Annotated in this window: 18 protein-coding genes; 16 read left to right on the top strand and 2 right to left on the bottom strand. The window is 61.9% G+C overall.

Annotated features, from left to right (window positions below):
• Nucleotides 1-16 precede the first annotated feature (16 nt).
• From ABID19_RS18265 to ABID19_RS18205, 13 genes are all read left to right on the top strand, one after another.
• Nucleotides 17-220, top strand: a complete 204-nt coding sequence (locus tag ABID19_RS18265; RefSeq protein ID WP_095488666.1) for a dodecin family protein — start codon at nt 17-19, stop codon at nt 218-220.
• Between the two features lie 83 nt (nt 221-303).
• On the top strand, nt 304-669 hold the full coding sequence (locus ABID19_RS18260) for a PRC-barrel domain-containing protein (RefSeq protein WP_354492368.1): 366 nt from the start codon (nt 304-306) through the stop codon (nt 667-669).
• 391 nt (nt 670-1,060) lie between these two features.
• Nucleotides 1,061-2,335 carry a phosphopyruvate hydratase gene (eno, locus tag ABID19_RS18255; RefSeq protein ID WP_354492367.1) on the top strand — a complete coding sequence of 425 codons (1,275 nt, stop codon included), beginning with the start codon at nt 1,061-1,063 and terminating at the stop codon, nt 2,333-2,335.
• A 185-nt stretch (nt 2,336-2,520) separates the two neighbouring features.
• Entirely contained in the window at nt 2,521-2,844 is a 324-nt protein-coding gene (locus ABID19_RS18250; RefSeq protein ID WP_354492366.1) for an FtsB family cell division protein, read from the top strand.
• A gap of 171 nt (nt 2,845-3,015) precedes the next feature.
• Entirely contained in the window at nt 3,016-4,062 is a 1,047-nt protein-coding gene (gene pdhA, locus ABID19_RS18245; protein ID WP_095488609.1) for a pyruvate dehydrogenase (acetyl-transferring) E1 component subunit alpha, read from the top strand.
• A 15-nt stretch (nt 4,063-4,077) separates the two neighbouring features.
• Nucleotides 4,078-5,466: a pyruvate dehydrogenase complex E1 component subunit beta gene (locus ABID19_RS18240; protein ID WP_354492365.1), complete on the top strand. Its 1,389-nt coding sequence runs from the start codon at nt 4,078-4,080 to the stop codon at nt 5,464-5,466.
• 18 nt (nt 5,467-5,484) lie between these two features.
• Entirely contained in the window at nt 5,485-6,858 is a 1,374-nt protein-coding gene (locus ABID19_RS18235; protein ID WP_354492364.1) for a pyruvate dehydrogenase complex dihydrolipoamide acetyltransferase, read from the top strand.
• Between the two features lie 14 nt (nt 6,859-6,872).
• Entirely contained in the window at nt 6,873-7,007 is a 135-nt protein-coding gene (locus ABID19_RS18230; protein ID WP_354492363.1) for a hypothetical protein, read from the top strand.
• Nucleotides 7,004-7,642 carry an SGNH/GDSL hydrolase family protein gene (locus ABID19_RS18225; RefSeq protein WP_354492362.1) on the top strand — a complete coding sequence of 213 codons (639 nt, stop codon included), beginning with the start codon at nt 7,004-7,006 and terminating at the stop codon, nt 7,640-7,642. Before ABID19_RS18230 ends, ABID19_RS18225 begins: the two co-directional genes overlap by 4 nt.
• Nucleotides 7,643-7,654: 12 nt before the next feature.
• Entirely contained in the window at nt 7,655-9,100 is a 1,446-nt protein-coding gene (gene lpdA / locus ABID19_RS18220) for a dihydrolipoyl dehydrogenase (RefSeq protein ID WP_354492361.1), read from the top strand.
• Nucleotides 9,101-9,196: 96 nt separating this feature from the next.
• Nucleotides 9,197-9,454, top strand: a complete 258-nt coding sequence (locus ABID19_RS18215) for a GlsB/YeaQ/YmgE family stress response membrane protein (RefSeq protein WP_095488615.1) — start codon at nt 9,197-9,199, stop codon at nt 9,452-9,454.
• Between the two features lie 135 nt (nt 9,455-9,589).
• Nucleotides 9,590-10,555: a lipoyl synthase gene (gene lipA / locus ABID19_RS18210; RefSeq protein WP_354492360.1), complete on the top strand. Its 966-nt coding sequence runs from the start codon at nt 9,590-9,592 to the stop codon at nt 10,553-10,555.
• A 12-nt stretch (nt 10,556-10,567) separates the two neighbouring features.
• On the top strand, nt 10,568-11,026 hold the full coding sequence (locus tag ABID19_RS18205; RefSeq protein ID WP_354492359.1) for a type II toxin-antitoxin system RatA family toxin: 459 nt from the start codon (nt 10,568-10,570) through the stop codon (nt 11,024-11,026).
• On the opposite strand, the gene ABID19_RS18200 is transcribed toward ABID19_RS18205, so the two are convergent.
• Both ABID19_RS18200 and ABID19_RS18195 read right to left on the bottom strand, forming a co-directional pair.
• Nucleotides 11,002-11,511 carry a CinA family protein gene (locus tag ABID19_RS18200; RefSeq protein WP_354492358.1) on the bottom strand — a complete coding sequence of 170 codons (510 nt, stop codon included), beginning with the start codon at nt 11,509-11,511 and terminating at the stop codon, nt 11,002-11,004. The two genes, ABID19_RS18205 and ABID19_RS18200, sit on opposite strands and share 25 nt — an antisense overlap.
• Nucleotides 11,508-12,737 carry a bifunctional 2-C-methyl-D-erythritol 4-phosphate cytidylyltransferase/2-C-methyl-D-erythritol 2,4-cyclodiphosphate synthase gene (locus tag ABID19_RS18195; RefSeq protein ID WP_354492357.1) on the bottom strand — a complete coding sequence of 410 codons (1,230 nt, stop codon included), beginning with the start codon at nt 12,735-12,737 and terminating at the stop codon, nt 11,508-11,510. Before ABID19_RS18195 ends, ABID19_RS18200 begins: the two co-directional genes overlap by 4 nt.
• A gap of 139 nt (nt 12,738-12,876) precedes the next feature.
• Between ABID19_RS18195 and dusB the strand changes: the two genes are divergently transcribed.
• Genes dusB through ntrC form a run of 3 tightly spaced genes read left to right on the top strand, consistent with a single transcriptional unit; the run spans nt 12,877 to nt 16,513 of the window.
• Entirely contained in the window at nt 12,877-13,917 is a 1,041-nt protein-coding gene (dusB, locus tag ABID19_RS18190; RefSeq protein WP_354492356.1) for a tRNA dihydrouridine synthase DusB, read from the top strand.
• Nucleotides 13,914-15,056 carry a two-component system sensor histidine kinase NtrB gene (locus ABID19_RS18185; protein WP_354492355.1) on the top strand — a complete coding sequence of 381 codons (1,143 nt, stop codon included), beginning with the start codon at nt 13,914-13,916 and terminating at the stop codon, nt 15,054-15,056. The genes dusB and ABID19_RS18185 overlap by 4 nt, the downstream gene beginning before the upstream one ends.
• A complete protein-coding gene (gene ntrC / locus ABID19_RS18180; RefSeq protein ID WP_352930311.1) occupies nt 15,053-16,513 on the top strand; it encodes a nitrogen regulation protein NR(I) in 1,461 nt (486 codons plus the stop codon). The genes ABID19_RS18185 and ntrC overlap by 4 nt, the downstream gene beginning before the upstream one ends.
• Nucleotides 16,514-16,613 lie beyond the last annotated feature (100 nt).

Here is a 16,613-nt window from a genome sequence, read left to right as displayed (position 1 = left end):
CTTGGAGGAGGAAGCCATGCCCGTCGCCCGCGTCACCGAAATCACGTCATCGTCGAAGAAGAGTTTTCAGGACGCTATCGAACTGGGAATTGCGCGCGCCGCAAAGACTTTGAAGAACGTCGAAGGCGCCTGGATCCAGGACCAGAAGGTCGTCGTCGAGGACGGCAAGATCTCCGCCTACCGCGTCAACATGAAGGTCACCTTCATCCTCGCCGAGTGATCGATTAGCGTCGAAAAGTCTGGAACCTTCACCCGCGCCCCTCATTGTCAAGCATAGCGTCAACGACAACGAGGAGTACATAAATGACAACCCAGACCGGACACACTGAAGCCATCGCCGCCTCGCGGGTCATCGGCACATCCGTCTACAATACGGAAGGCACGCATATCGGCGACATCGAAGATGTCATGCTCGACAAATTGTCGAACGGAATCATGTTTGCTGTGATCGGCTTTGGCGGATTTCTCGGCATCGGCGAGAAATATCACGCCATTCCGTGGGCGACCCTCGACTATGACGAGGACAAGGGCGGCTACGTCGTGCCGTTCACCAAGGACCAACTGAAGACCGCTCCCGCCTATTCGATCAACGAACTGACGGGCGCCGACGGCGAGGCCGCGCGTGATGCTTCATACAGCTACTACAAGGTCGAGCCTTATTGGCATTGATCTTGACCTGATGGAATCAAAAAGGCCCCCGGTTCAACCGAGGGCCTTTTCTGCAGGATATCTACTCCGCCGCTTGAAGGGTCGACAACTCTACCGCGCCTTGTTGAGGCTGCTGAGTGTCACACGACGTTAGAAACGCCGCCGCGATCAGGAACAAACTCACGATACCGCTTAACTGAGACATGGCGAAACTCCTCCAGTTTCGCCCCGCGCAGCTGCGAGCATAACCAGAAAGCCACATCCCGCCAAGACTGATGATGACAGCAATTTTTGGTTTGTGAACCGGCATGGCGGAGGTGGCGGCAATATTTGGGGACGCCCCGATTGCGTTTTGCAGCACTTTGGCTAAGACGTGCGCGACGCTTCGTCAGATCAAATCGGGGACATCGCTATGACCGCCATCATCGACATTGTCGGGCGTGAAATCCTGGACAGCCGCGGAAACCCGACCGTCGAGGTCGACGTCGTGCTCGAAGACGGCTCGATGGGCCGCGCAGCGGTTCCCTCCGGCGCTTCGACCGGCGCACATGAGGCGGTCGAGTTGCGCGACGGCGGCGCCCGCTATCTCGGCAAGGGCGTCCTGCGGGCGGTAGAGGCCGTCAATGGCGAGCTGTTCGAGGCGATCGGCGGCATGGAGGCCGAAAACCAGATCCATATCGACCAGACCATGATCGAGCTCGACGGCACGCCCAACAAGAGCCGGCTCGGCGCCAACGCCATCCTCGGCGTGTCGCTGGCAGTGGCGAAAGCTGCTGCGGAAGCGGCAGGCCTGCCGCTCTACCGCTATGTCGGCGGCACCAAGGCGCATGTGCTTCCGGTGCCGATGATGAACATCATCAACGGTGGCGCCCATGCCGACAACCCGATCGACTTCCAGGAATTCATGATCCTGCCGATCGGTGCGCCGACACTGCGTGACGGCGTGCGCTGGGGCTCGGAAATCTTCCATACGTTGAGGAAGCGGCTGAAGGACGCCGGCCATAATACCAATGTCGGCGACGAGGGCGGTTTCGCTCCTAACCTGAAAAGCGCGCCCGCTGCGCTCGATTTCATCATGGAATCGATCGAGCAGGCCGGCTTCAAGCCGGGCGAAGAGGTTGCGCTCGGCCTCGACTGCGCCGCGACCGAATTCTTCAAGGACGGCAATTATGTCTATGAAGGCGAGAAGAAGACCCGCGATCCCAAGACCCAGGCCAAATATCTGGCCAAGCTCGCCGCCGACTATCCGATCATCACGATCGAGGACGGGCTGGCCGAAGACGACTGGGACGGCTGGAAAACACTGACCGATCTCATCGGCAAGAAGACCCAGCTGGTCGGCGACGATCTGTTCGTCACCAACACGGCGCGGTTGCGCGACGGCATCCGCATGGGCGTCGCCAATTCGATCCTGGTCAAGGTCAATCAGATCGGCTCACTGACCGAAACGCTCGACGCTGTCGAGACCGCGCACAAGGCCGGCTATACCGCTGTCATGTCGCATCGCTCGGGCGAAACCGAGGATTCGACCATCGCCGATCTCGCCGTTGCCACCAATTGCGGGCAGATCAAGACAGGTTCGCTGTCGCGCTCCGATCGCATGGCCAAGTACAACCAGCTCATCCGCATCGAGGAAGAGCTCGGCAAACAGGCGCGCTACGCCGGTAAGTCGATCGTCAAAGGCTGAGCCTCCAAAACTATCCGGAATGAGAAGGCGGGGCATTCCCCGCCTTTTTGCTTTTAACACCGCCAAATCCGCTGCCCGTAACCGTCCATTAAGCACAATCGGGCGAGAAAGGGGGTAGGTCACAGAGTGTTAGAGCGTCCTTTGCGCATCCAAGAGGATGCGCGGCACTCTAAGGGGTTTGGATCATGTGGACACGTCAGCACAAGCAGAGAAATACCGGGCGGCTGATCATTCCTTCGCTCTGCGTGGCGTTCCTGGCCTATTTCGGCTTCCACGCCTATCACGGTGAATTCGGCATCTATTCCAAATACCGGTTGGAAGCCGAAACCGTCGACCTGCAAGGTAAGCTCGATGCCGTCAAGGCGCGCCGGCTCGACCTGCAGCGGCGCGTTCAGCTCCTGCATCAGGGCACGCTGGAGAAGGACATGCTCGACGAGCAGGCGCGCAAGGCGCTCAATATGTCCCATGCCGACGAAATCACCATCATGTTACCGCCTACGGTGAGATAACCATATTTCAGTTAATCGACAATATTTTCAATGATTTTAATCGCTTAGACGCATGTCAGCCATGCATTTTCAGCATGGCGAAACGTCTTCTCGCGTGTTAGCCTCCCCAAAATCGGTGGGGAGAGCTGATCTCCCTCAGTGTCCGCAAGAGACGCCAACAGGGAGTGATGCATGGCCACCGCCGCCAGAAAAGCGCCTGCCAAATCCAAATCCAGATCCGACGGCAAATCGGCGGGGCTTTCAGCCCCCAAGCCTGTTGACTTCACCAAGCAAGAGGAGCTTGACGCCTACCGGCGCATGCTGCTCATCCGCCGCTTCGAGGAAAAGGCCGGCCAGCTCTACGGCATGGGCTTCATCGGCGGTTTCTGCCATCTCTATATCGGCCAGGAAGCAGTCGTCACCGGCATGAAGATGGCGCTGGTCGATGGCGACCAGATGATCACCGCTTACCGCGACCACGGTCACATGCTGGCGATGGAACTGTCGCCGCGCGGCGTGATGGCCGAGTTGACGGGGCGCCGCGGCGGCTTGTCCAGGGGCAAGGGCGGCTCCATGCACATGTTCTCCAAGGAGAAGCATTTTTACGGCGGCCACGGCATTGTCGGCGCACAGGTGTCGCTCGGCACCGGCCTCGCCTTCGCCAACCGCTATCGCGGCAACAACAATGTGACGCTGACCTATTTCGGCGACGGCGCCGCCAATCAGGGCCAGGTCTATGAAAGCTTCAACATGGCCTCGCTGTGGAAGCTGCCGGTGATCTACATCATCGAGAACAACCGCTATGCCATGGGCACCTCGGTGTCGCGTTCGTCGGCCGAGACGGATTTTTCGCACCGCGGCGCCTCCTTCAAGATCCCCGGCATCCAGGTCGATGGCATGGATGTTCGCGCAGTCAAGGCAGCCGGCGATCTCGCCACCGAATGGTGCCGCGCCGGCAAGGGGCCGCTGATCCTCGAAATGCAGACCTACCGCTACCGCGGCCACTCGATGTCCGATCCGGCAAAGTACCGCTCCAAGGAAGAAGTGCAGAAGATGCGCTCCGAGCGTGACCCGATCGAGCAGGTCAAGGCACGCCTGATCGAGAAGAAGTGGGCCGATGAGGACGAGCTCAAGGCCGTCGACAAGGAGGTTCGCGACATCGTCGCCGACGCCGCCGAATTTGCCCAGAACGACGCAGAGCCGGATCCGTCCGAGCTCTGGACCGACATCGTACTGTAACGAGAGGGCAAGGACATGCCGATCGAAATTCTCATGCCCGCTCTCTCGCCGACGATGGAAGAGGGCAACGTTTCCAAGTGGTTGAAGAAAGAGGGTGACAAGGTCGCCGCCGGTGACGTCCTCGCCGAGATCGAGACCGACAAGGCAACGATGGAAGTCGAGGCCGTCGACGAAGGCACGCTTGCCAAGATCGTGGTTCCAGCCGGCACCGAAGGTGTCAAGGTCAACGCGCTGATCGCAGTGCTCGCCGTTGATGGCGAAGACATCGACAAGGCCGGCGAAGGCATTGGCGAAGAAGAACCTGCCAAAGCTGAAACAGCAGCGCCAGCGCCTGCTGCGGCCAAGAGCGAGGCAGCAGCACCTGTCGCCGCCGCGCCGAGAACCGAAATTGCCGCCGATCCGGACATCCCGGCGGGCACCGAAATGGTCTCGACCACCGTGCGCGAGGCGTTGCGCGACGCGATGGCCGAGGAAATGCGCCGCGACGGCGACGTCTTCGTCATGGGCGAGGAGGTTGCCGAGTACCAGGGCGCCTACAAGATCACGCAAGGGCTGCTGCAGGAATTCGGGGCGCGACGCGTCGTCGACACGCCGATCACCGAGCACGGTTTTGCCGGCGTCGGCGTGGGCGCGGCGATGGCCGGCCTGAAACCGATCGTCGAGTTCATGACCTTCAACTTCGCCATGCAGGCGATCGACCAGATCATCAACTCCGCCGCCAAGACGCTCTACATGTCCGGTGGCCAGATGGGCGCGCCCATCGTCTTTCGCGGGCCGAATGGCGCGGCTGCCCGTGTCGCCGCCCAGCATTCGCAGTGCTACGCCGCCTGGTACAGCCACATTCCCGGTCTGAAAGTGGTGATGCCCTACACCGCCGCCGACGCCAAGGGATTGCTGAAGGCCGCGATCCGCGACCCGAACCCGATCATCTTTCTCGAAAACGAAATCCTCTATGGCCACTCCTTCGAAGTGCCGAAGATGGATGATTTCGTGCTGCCGATCGGCAAGGCGCGCATCCATAAATCAGGCAAGGACGTCACCATCGTCTCCTTCGGCATTGGCATGACCTATGCGATCAAGGCCGAGGCCGAGTTGCGCGGCATGGGCATCGACGCCGAGATCATCGACCTCAGGACCATCCGTCCGCTCGATTTCGACACCATCATCGCCTCGGTCAAGAAGACCAATCGGCTGGTGGTCGTCGAGGAAGGCTTTCCGCAGAACTCGGTCGGCGACCATATCGCCAACCAGGTGTCGCAGCGCGCGTTCGACTTCCTCGACGCGCCGGTTATCACCATTGCCGGCAAGGATGTGCCGATGCCCTATGCGGCGAACCTTGAAAAGCTGGCGCTGCCCAATGTCGGCGAGGTCGTCGAGGCGGTCAAAGCCGTCACATATCGCTGAGCAGGGCGGGAGGACAAAATGCCGATCAACATCACCATGCCAGCCCTGTCGCCCACGATGGAAGAGGGCAATCTTGCCAAATGGCTGGTCAAGGAGGGCGACAAGGTTTCGCCGGGCGACGTGATCGCCGAGATCGAGACCGACAAGGCGACGATGGAAGTCGAAGCTGTTGATGAGGGCACGGTCGCCAAGCTGGTCGTTCCGGCCGGCACCGAAGGCGTCAAGGTCAACGCGCTGATCGCCGTGCTCGCGGCTGAGGGCGAGGATGCGGCGGCGGCCGCAAAGAGCGGTGATGGCGCTGCGCCGGCAAAGGCCGAGGCTCCGAAAGCGGATGCCCCTAAAGCTGAAACACCAAAGCCCGAAGCGCCGAAGCCGGAACCTGCCGCCGCACCTGCGCCCAAGGCGGAAGCGGCTCCGGTCGCCAATGGCCATGCAAGCGGTGAGCGCACCTTCGCCTCGCCGCTGGCCCGCCGTATCGCCAACGAGGCCGGTGTCGATGTTTCCGCGGTGACCGGTTCCGGCCCGCATGGCCGCGTGGTCAAGGCTGATGTCGAAGCGGCGATTGCTTCCGGGGGCGCCAAAGCACCCGCTGCAAAAGCGCCGCCCGCCGGCGCTCCGGCAGCCGCTGTCGCAGCCAAGCCAATGTCGGACGACCAGGTGCTGAAACTATTCGCCGAAGGCTCCTATGAGCTTGTCCCTCACGACAACATGCGCAAGACCATTGCGCGCCGGCTGGTCGAGGCCACGACCACCATCCCGCATTTCTACCTAACGCTCGACTGCGAGCTCGACGCGCTTCTGGCGCTGCGCACGCAGATCAATGCGGCTGCCCCGGTGAAGAAGACCGACAAGGGCGAGGCGCCGGCCTACAAACTGTCGGTCAACGACATGGTGATCAAGGCGATGGCGATGGCGCTGATGGCGGTGCCGGATGCCAATGCCTCGTGGACCGAGAGCGCCATGGTCAAGCACAAGCATGCCGATGTCGGTGTCGCCGTATCGATCCCCGGCGGCCTGATCACGCCGATCATCCGCCGTGCCGACGAAAAGACGCTGTCCGTCATCTCGAACGAGATGAAGGACCTTGCCAGCCGTGCCCGCAGCCGCAAGCTGAAGCCGGAGGAATATCAAGGCGGCACCACGGCGGTGTCGAACCTCGGCATGTTCGGCATCAAGGACTTTGCCGCGGTCATCAACCCGCCGCATGCGACGATCCTGGCCGTTGGCGCTGGTGAGCAGCGCGCGGTGGTCAAGAACGGCGAGATCAAGGTCGCCACCATCATGTCGGTGACGCTATCGACCGATCATCGCGCCGTCGACGGTGCGCTCGGCGCCGAACTGCTCGTCGCCTTCAAACGCATGATCGAAAATCCGATGGGTATGCTGGTCTAGGAAGGACGAAGGCGGTGCGGAAATTCTTCACCAGCCTTTTTGCCTTCATCGGCCCCGGTGTCGCAACGATCATTATGCAGGGGCTGTTCGTGGGCCGGCTGACGGAACGCGTCCAAAAAGGCTTTGGCAGGAGCGGTGCAAACGCATGAAGACAGTCCTTTGCTACGGCGATTCGCTGACCTGGGGCTATGATGCGGCAAGCTTGGATCGCCACCCGCTCGAGGACCGCTGGCCGAGCGTGCTGCAGGCTGCGCTGGGAGACGGTATCGAGGTCATCGCAGAAGGCTTGAACGGCCGCACAACGGCTTTCGACGATCATCTGGCCGGCGCCGACCGTAACGGCGCAAGAATGCTGCCGACGATCCTGATGACGCACGCGCCGATCCACCTGATCATCATCATGCTCGGCGCCAACGACATGAAGCCGTGGATCCACGGCAATCCGGTCGCAGCCAAGCAAGGCATCGAGCGCCTGGTCGATATCGTGCGGGGCCACGACTACCCATTCGATTGGCCGGCGCCGCAGATCCTCATCGTTTCCCCGCCCGCTGTCAGCCGCACCGAGAATGCCGAGTTCAAGGAAATGTTCGCCGGCGGCGACGAGGCGTCGAAGCGGCTGGCGGCGCAATATTCCGCCCTTGCCGACGAGGCCGGCTGCGGCTTCTTCGATGCCGGCACGGTGGCCGAGACCACGCCGCTCGACGGCGTCCATCTCGACGCGGAGAACACGCGGAAGATTGGACATGCGCTGGCGCCGCTCGTGCGCGTCATGCTGGAATTGTGAAGGAGAAGATCCGTGGCTGAGAACTATGACGTCATCATCATCGGCTCCGGCCCCGGCGGTTACGTCACGGCGGTGCGTTCCGCACAACTCGGCTTCAAGACGGCAATCGTCGAGCGCGAGCATCTCGGCGGCATCTGCCTCAACTGGGGCTGCATCCCGACCAAGGCGCTGCTGCGCTCGGCCGAGATCATGCACTATTCGGACCATCTGAAGGACTACGGCTTGAAGCTCGACGGCAAGGTCAGCGTCGACGCCGCTGCCGTCGTCGACCGCTCGCGAAAGGTCTCGCTCAGGCTCAACGGCGGCGTTGCCTTCCTGATGAAAAAGAACAAGGTCGATGTGATCTGGGGCGAAGCCAAACTGACAAAACCGGGTGAGATCGTCGTGTCCAAATCCTCCAAGAAGCCGATGGAGCCGCAGCCGCCAGCGCCCAAGGGCGTCAAGGGCGAGGGCACCTACACCGCCAAGCACATCATCCTGGCCACCGGCGCCAGGCCGCGCGCGCTGCCCGGCATCGAGCCCGATGGCAAACTGATCTGGACCTATTTCGAGGCGATGGTGCCGAAGGAGATGCCGAAATCGCTGCTGGTGATGGGTTCGGGCGCCATCGGCATCGAGTTCGCCTCGTTCTACCGCACCATGGGCGCCGAGGTGACGGTGGTCGAGCTGCTGCCGGCGGTAATGCCGGTCGAGGACGCCGAGGTCTCGAAATTCGCGCAGAAGCAGTTCGAGAAGCAAGGCATGAAGATCATTCTCGAAGCCAAGGTGACCAAGGTCGAGAAATCAGCGAACTCGGTCACCGCGCATGTCGAGATGAAGGACGGCAAGGTCGAGAAGATCACCGCCGACCGGATGATCTCGGCTGTCGGCGTGCAGGGCAATATCGAGAATCTCGGCCTCGAAGCGCTCGGTGTGAAGACTGAACGCGGCTGCGTCGTCGTCGACGGCTACGGGAAGACCAATGTACCCGGCGTCTATGCCATCGGCGATGTCGCCGGCCCGCCCATGCTCGCCCACAAGGCCGAGCATGAAGGCGTGGTCTGCGTGGAAAAGATCGCCAATTTCCCCGGCGTGCACGCCACTGACAAGCTGAAGATTCCGGGCTGCACCTATTGCAATCCGCAGGTAGCATCCGTCGGGCTGACCGAAGCAAAAGCGAAGGCCGAGGGCAAGGACATCCGCGTCGGCCGCTTCCAGTTCGCCGCCAACGGCAAGGCCATTGCGCTTGGCGAGGACCAGGGCTTCGTCAAGACCATTTTCGACAAGAAAACCGGGCAGTTGCTTGGCGCGCATATGGTTGGCGCCGAAGTGACTGAGCTGATCCAGGGTTTTGTCGTGGCGATGAACCTGGAGACCACCGAGGAAGAACTGATGCACACGATCTTCCCGCATCCCACGCTGTCGGAGATGATGAAGGAAAGCGTGCTGGACGCCTATGGCCGTGCGCTGAACGCATGATAAATTGGCGGCGTGAGACTCAACACGCGAGAGCCAGGGAACTCGACGGCAAGGTAACTCGTTTCCGGATGCATGCATCACCAGAGGAGAGGGCATATGGACGTGAACGGCGTGGGCTGGGTAGCAGCTATCATCATCGGCGGTTTGGCAGGATGGCTTGCCGAGATGTTCATGAAGAGCAACACCGGCATCTTGATGAACATCATTCTTGGCATCGTCGGCGCGATCGTGCTGAATGCCATCCTGCAGGCGCTCAACATCGGTGCCTTCGGCGCCGGCTGGATCGCCTATCTGATCACCGGTTTCATTGGCGCCTGCCTGCTGATCTGGGTAGGTCGCATGGTGCGCCGTTAGTCCCTATAGCCACCTGCTATGCGAAAAAGCCTGTGGCGGCATGCGCCGCCACAGGCTTTTTCTTTGCAGAGAAAAGTCCTAGATGACTTTGGAAAGCGAACGCCGGAAGGCGATCGCGAACGAACCGGATTTAAGATGGTCACCGTCCTCGACACGATCGCCAATGCGCCGCGCCTGCGGCATCCTGAAAAGGCGCACAAGCCCGACCAGGACGTGCTGCGCAAGCCCGACTGGATCCGCGTCAAGGCGCCGATGTCGAAAGGCTATGCCGAGACGCGCGAGATCGTGAAGTCGCACAAGCTGGTGACGGTGTGCGAAGAGGCCGGTTGCCCCAATATCGGCGAGTGCTGGGAAAAGAAGCACGCCACCTTCATGATCATGGGCGAGATCTGCACGCGCGCCTGCGCCTTCTGCAACGTGGCTACCGGTATACCGACTGCGCTCGATCCCGACGAGCCGGCCCGCGTAGCACACGCTGTCAAGCAAATGGGCCTAAGCCATGTCGTCATCACCTCCGTCGACCGCGACGATCTCGCCGATGGTGGCGCGCAACATTTCGCCGACGTCATCCGCGCTATCAGAGCGGCAACGCCGTTGACGACAATTGAAATCCTGACGCCCGACTTCCTGCGTAAGGAAGGCGCGCTGGAGATCGTGGTGGCGGCGAAGCCCGACGTTTTCAACCATAATCTGGAGACCGTGCCGTCGAACTATCTGACGGTCCGGCCGGGCGCCCGCTATTTCCATTCGATCAGGCTGTTGCAGCGGGTCAAGGAGCTCGATCCGTCGATATTCACCAAATCCGGCATCATGGTTGGCCTCGGCGAGGAGCGGAACGAAATCCTGCAGCTGATGGACGATCTGCGTTCGGCCAATGTCGACTTCATGACCATCGGCCAGTATCTGCAACCGTCGAAGAAGCACCATCCTGTGATCCGCTTCGTCACGCCGGAGGAATTCAAATCCTTCGAGACCATCGGCAAGACCAAGGGCTTCCTGCTGGTGGCGTCAAGCCCCCTGACGCGCTCGTCGCACCATGCCGGCGACGATTTCGCCAGATTGCGCGCAGCGCGGGAAGCATTTCTGAAGAAGTCCGCCTAACACACTGGTTTCATGCCACAATTCGAAGCTCATCGTCGCGTCACCCATACGCCGGAACAGATGTTCGCGCTGGTCGCCGATGTCGAATCCTATCCACAATTCCTACCGCTTTGCGAGGCGCTGACGGTTCGCTCGCGCAAAGAACGCGACGGGCGCTCCCTGCTCATCGCCGACATGAGCATCGGCTACAAGGCGATTCGCGAGACTTTCACGACGCAGGTGCTGCTAAAACCTGACGAGAACGCCATCGACGTCAAATACATCGACGGTCCGTTCAAATATCTGAGCAATGTCTGGCGTTTCGAACCGGCGGATGGCGGCTGCAATGTCTGCTTCTTCATCGACTACGAATTCAAGAGCCGCATTCTGGGAGCGGTGATGGGGGCGATGTTCGATCGCGCCTTCCGCATGTTCTCCGAGGCGTTCGAAAAGCGCGCCGACGTCATCTATGGGGCAGCGCCGGCGGCCTGATCCGCAGCGAGTGCGCGCAAGCCCAGTTCAAGCGCATGCTTGACCGTCTCCCGGCGGATGAAATTGCGGCCCTTATCGGCGAACATCTGGCATTCGCTGACGACCGGCCGGCCAGTCAAGGCGACACCGAACCAGACCAGGCCGACGGGCTTTTCCGTCGAGCCGCCGCCTGGACCGGCAATGCCGGTAACGGCAAGGCTCAGTCCGGCGCGCGAACGGGTGAGGGCGCCCTGCGCCATCTCGACCGCCGTTTCCCGCGAGACCGCGCCGTGCGCTTCAAGCGCGGCGGTGGAAACGCCGAGCATCTCCATCTTGGCCTCGTTGGAATAGGTGATGAAACCGCGGTCGACTACCGTGGAAGAGCCGGCGATGTCGGTCAGGGCGGCGATAATCATGCCGCCGGTGCAGCTCTCGGCCGTCGCCAGCATGATGCCGCGCTGCTGGCAGGCTTGAAGCAGGGCATCTGCGAGATCATTGTCGCTCATTCTGGGACCTCCCCTGGAAACACGACACTGGCGGTCGCGATGGCGGCTATGCCTTCCTCGCGGCCGACAAAGCCGAGCTTTTCGTTGGTTGTCGCCTTGATCGAGATGCGGTCCCGGGAAATTCCCAGCATCGCCGAAAGGGTTTCAGTCATCGTTTCACGATGTGGGCCGACTCGTGGCGCCTCGCAGATCAGCGTGATGTCGGCATTGGCGACGCGCCCGCCGCGCGCGCGCACCAGCTTTGCCGCATGTTCGACGAAAATCCGCGAGGCCACGCCTTTCCACTGTGGATCCGATGGCGGGAAATGCGTGCCGATGTCGCCGGCGCCGCAGGTGGCGAGCAGCGCGTCGGTCAAGGCGTGCAGGCCGACATCGGCGTCCGAATGGCCGGACAGTTTCTTGTCGTGCGGGATGGAGACGCCGCACAGGGTGACGTGGTCGCCCGGCTCGAAGGCATGGACGTCGTAGCCATTGCCGGTGCGGATATCTGGAAAACGCGGCCGTTCGCCGGAAAGCCGCTGATCCGCCATCGAAATATCCCTTGCCCAGGTGAGTTTGACGTTGTCTGGAGATCCCGGAACGATTTTCACGGGAATATGCGCCCATTCGGCAATCGCGGCATCGTCGGTGAAATCCGCCTTGCCGAGATGATGGGCCTTTTCGTGGGCCGCCAGGATCGGCCAGAACGGAAAGCCTTGCGGCGTCTGGGCGGCATGAAGACCGTTCCTGGAAACCGTCTCGCCGATCATGCCGGCGGCTGATTCACGTTTCAGCGTGTCGGCGACTGGTAGGGCAGGCAGTGCTCCCTGGCGCTCGCCGATAGCGGCGATCGTACGATCTATCAATTCCATGTCGACGAACGGGCGAACGGCATCATGGACCAGAACCTGGCCCGGCGCATGGCCTCTCAGCGCAAGCAGCCCGAGCCGAACGGAGTCCTGCCTGGACGCGCCACCGGTGACCGTGACGACCCGATCGGCGCTAGCTCCGGCGGCGCTGCGAAAAAGCGCGCTGTCGTCGGCATGGATGGCAACGACGACGGGGCCGATCCTCGGATGCGCCAAAAACATGTCCAATGTGCGCGCGATGACGGCACGGCCACCAATCCTTTGGTATTGCTTCGGCCCGTCGGCCTGACCGGCGCGCGCGCCACGCCCGGCGGCGACGATAACCACGGCGACCCTGTCGTCCGCAGCCGAAGCTTGCTTTTCGCTTGCATCTGTCATGCCGAGACGCTTAGTCGCGGCCAAGGCCGAAGGCCAGCATTTTCCCAAATACGCCTCAATGTGACGTCATTGCGCGTTGCACATCGTCACCATTCTGGTTACAGAATGTGCAGCAATCAAAGATGCTTGGTTTTTGTGCATGCCTGATTTGACCAAAGTTGATTCGACCAAATTGGCTTCGCCGCTCGATGTGGGAGGCGTGAATATTCGTAACCGCGTGTTTCTCGCACCCATGTCTGGCATAACGGACGAGCCATTCCGGCAACGCGCGCACGCGCACGGCGCCGGGCTGGTCGTGTCGGAGATGGTGGCGAGCGGCGAGCTTGCCAAGGGCAGGGCCGGCTGCGGCCTGCGCATCCGTCATTCCGGGCTGCCGGTTCACATGGTCCAGCTTGCCGGCCGTGAGGCGACGCATATGGCAGAGGGCGCCCGCATAGCCGCGGGCGAGGGCGCCGACATCATCGACATCAACATGGGCTGCCCGGCCAAGAAGGTGACGGGCGGCTATGCCGGCTCGGCGCTGATGCGCGATCTCGATCACGCCCTGTCGCTGATCGACGCGGTGGTCGGCGCCGTCGAAGTGCCGGTCACGGTCAAGATGCGGCTCGGCTGGGACGAAACCGCGCTCAACGCGCCGATGCTGGCGCGCCGCGCCGAGCAGGCGGGCGTCAAGATGGTGACTGTGCATGGCCGCACGCGCTGCCAGTTCTACCAGGGCAAGGCCGACTGGCGCGCCATCGCCCGCATCAAGCAGGCTGTATCGATCCCGGTCGTTGCCAATGGCGATGTCGGCTCGCCGGCGGAGGCAGCAATGATCCTCGACCAGTCGGGCGCCGACGCGGTGATGATCGGCCGCGCGCATTATGGCGCGCCCTGGACAGCAGGCAGCATCGCGGCAGCCGCGGCAAAGGAGGCAACGCCTGGCGTGCCCGAAGGCCCTGAGGCGTTGGCCGACTACGTCGTTGCCCATTACGAGGACATGCTGACGCTCTACGGCACCGAAAGCGGCGTGCGCCAGGCGCGCAAGCATCTTGGCTGGTATCTCGACCGCCAGGCCGGCGTCATTGATGAGCAGCGAAAGGCCATCCTCACCTCCTTCGAGCCCGTCCGTGTCATTGCCGCGTTGCGTGAGGTGTTTTCACGCGCTCCCGAGGCGATGAACCTGCGGAGCGCGGCATGAACGCCACTGTTGCACAGAGCATGGACATGGCGGACGCCGCCCACATCGTACTCAACACCATCCGCCGCCCGGTGATCATGGTCGATGCGGAGGGGTTCATCACCTTCGCCAATGCCGATGCAGAGGATTTCTTCCGCTCGAGCGCGACCATGCTCGCCCGCAACACACTACATAAGCTCATTCCGTTCGGCAGCCCGTTGCTGACGCTTGTCGACCAGGTGCGCGAGCGCCGGGCACCCGTCAACGAATATCGGGTCGATGTGTCGTCGCCGCGCCTTGGCATCGAGAAAGTCGTCGACCTCTATGTCGCGCCGGTGCCGGAATTTCCGGGCTCCGTCGTGGTGATGTTCCAGGAACGATCGATGGCCGACAAGATCGACCGGCAGATGACGCATCGTGGCGCGGCACGCTCGGTGACCGGCTTGGCCGCGATGCTCGCCCACGAGATCAAGAACCCGCTATCCGGCATCCGCGGTGCTGCCCAACTGCTCGAACTATCGGCTTCCGACGAAGATCGCGCGCTGACCCGGCTGATCACCGACGAGACCGACCGCATCGTGTCGCTGGTCGATCGCATGGAGGTGTTTTCCGACGAGCGGCCGATCGACCGCTATCCGGTCAACATCCACGTCGTGCTCGACCACGTGAAGGCGATTGCCAAGAACGGTTTTGCCAGTCGGATCAAAATATTGGAGGATTATGATCCATCATTACCTCCGGTTTTCGCCAACCGTGACCAGCTCATCCAAGTGTTCCTCAACCTGGTCAAAAATGCTGCCGAGGCCATTGGCGGCGATCCGCAAGGCGAGATCACCCTGTCGACTGCGTTCCGGCCGGGCATCCGTGTCTCCGTTCCGGGATCGCAGGGCCGCGTGTCGCTGCCGCTGGAGTTCTGCGTGCGCGACAACGGCTCCGGCGTTTCCGAAGACATCCTGCCGATCCTGTTCGACCCATTTATCACCACCAAGCCGAACGGGTCGGGGCTTGGTCTCGCGCTGGTCGCGAAAATCGTCGGCGAGCATGGCGGCATCATCGAATGCGATTCGACGCCGCGCGGAACCACCTTCCGCATTCTGATGCCAGCCTGGAAAGAAACGCCGTTCGGAACGGACGACGATGGCGAAGGAGACCGCAAATGACGGTTCGCGGCAATATTCTCGTCGCCGACGACGACGCGGCCATCCGCACCGTCCTCAACCAGGCGCTTTCGCGCGTCGGCCATGAGGTGCGCGTGACGTCCAACGCCTCGACACTGTGGCGCTGGGTGGCGGCGGGCGAGGGCGATCTCGTCATCACCGACGTGGTCATGCCGGACGAGAACGCCTTCGACATGCTGCCGCGCATCAAGAAGGCGCGACCGGAACTGCCGGTCATCGTCATGAGCGCCCAGAACACGTTCATGACCGCAATTCGCGCCTCCGAAACCGGCGCCTACGAATATCTGCCGAAACCATTCGACCTCACCGAGCTTCTCAACATCGTCAACCGGGCGCTTTCCGAGCCCCGGCGGCCGAAGATCGATGCGCGGGCGGACGAGCCGCCGGAAACGATGCCGCTGGTCGGTCGCTCGGCCGCCATGCAGGACATCTACCGCATGCTGGCGCGCATGATGCAGACCGACCTGACGGTGATGATTTCAGGCGAATCGGGCACCGGCAAGGAACTGGTGGCGCGCGCGCTGCACGAATACGGCCGCCGCCGCGGCGGCCCTTTCGTCGCCATCAACATGGCGGCGATCCCGCGAGACCTGATCGAATCGGAACTGTTCGGTCACGAAAAGGGCGCCTTCACCGGCGCGCAGAACCGCTCCACCGGCCGTTTTGAGCAGGCCGAAGGCGGGACGCTCTTCCTCGACGAGATCGGCGACATGCCGATGGAAGCGCAGACGCGTCTGCTGCGCGTCCTGCAGCAAGGCGAATACACCACCGTCGGCGGCCGCACGCCGATCAAGACCGACGTGCGCATCGTCGCCGCCACCAACAAGGATCTGCGCACGCTGATCAATCAGGGTTTGTTCCGCGAGGATCTCTTCTATCGCCTGAACGTCGTGCCGCTCAGGCTGCCGGCGCTGCGCGAGCGCTCAGAGGATATTCCGGATCTTGTCCGCCACTTCTTCAAGATCGGTGCCAGCGAAGGCCTGCAGACCAAGCGTATTTCCACCGGCGGCATCGAGCTGATGAAGCGTTATCCGTGGCCCGGCAACGTGCGCGAGCTCGAAAATCTTGTCCGCAGGCTGGCCGCGCTCTATTCGCAGGATGAGATTTCCGCCGAGATCATCGAGGCGGAGCTGAAGACCGGCGAAAGGCCGGTCGTTCCCGGTGGCGGCAACCTTATTCCCGACGACCTGTCGATCGGCCAGGCGGTGGAACATTTCCTGCAGCGCTACTTTGCTTCGTTCGCCGGCGAATTGCCCCCCGCCGGCCTCTATCAGCGCATTCTCTCCGAGGTCGAATACCCGTTGGTCCTCGCCTCGATGACGGCAACGCGCGGCAACCAGATCAAGGCTGCGGAACTCCTGGGGCTCAATCGCAACACGCTGCGCAAGAAGATCCGCGAACTCGGTGTCAACGTCTACAAATCGTCCAGGCAGGCATAGAGCGACCTACGTCGGTTCGGACGTACAAAGTTCGCTCTAACGCTTTGACTTCGCATCATGCTTTCCATCGATCCGGTTTTTTCGGCCCGATCCGGTGGAG

This window comes from Mesorhizobium robiniae (assembly GCF_040545535.1).
Taxonomy (GTDB): Bacteria; Pseudomonadota; Alphaproteobacteria; order Rhizobiales; family Rhizobiaceae; genus Mesorhizobium; species Mesorhizobium robiniae.
The sequence above is the reverse complement of the archived record's forward strand: the minus strand, read 5'-3'. Positions and strand labels throughout refer to the sequence as shown.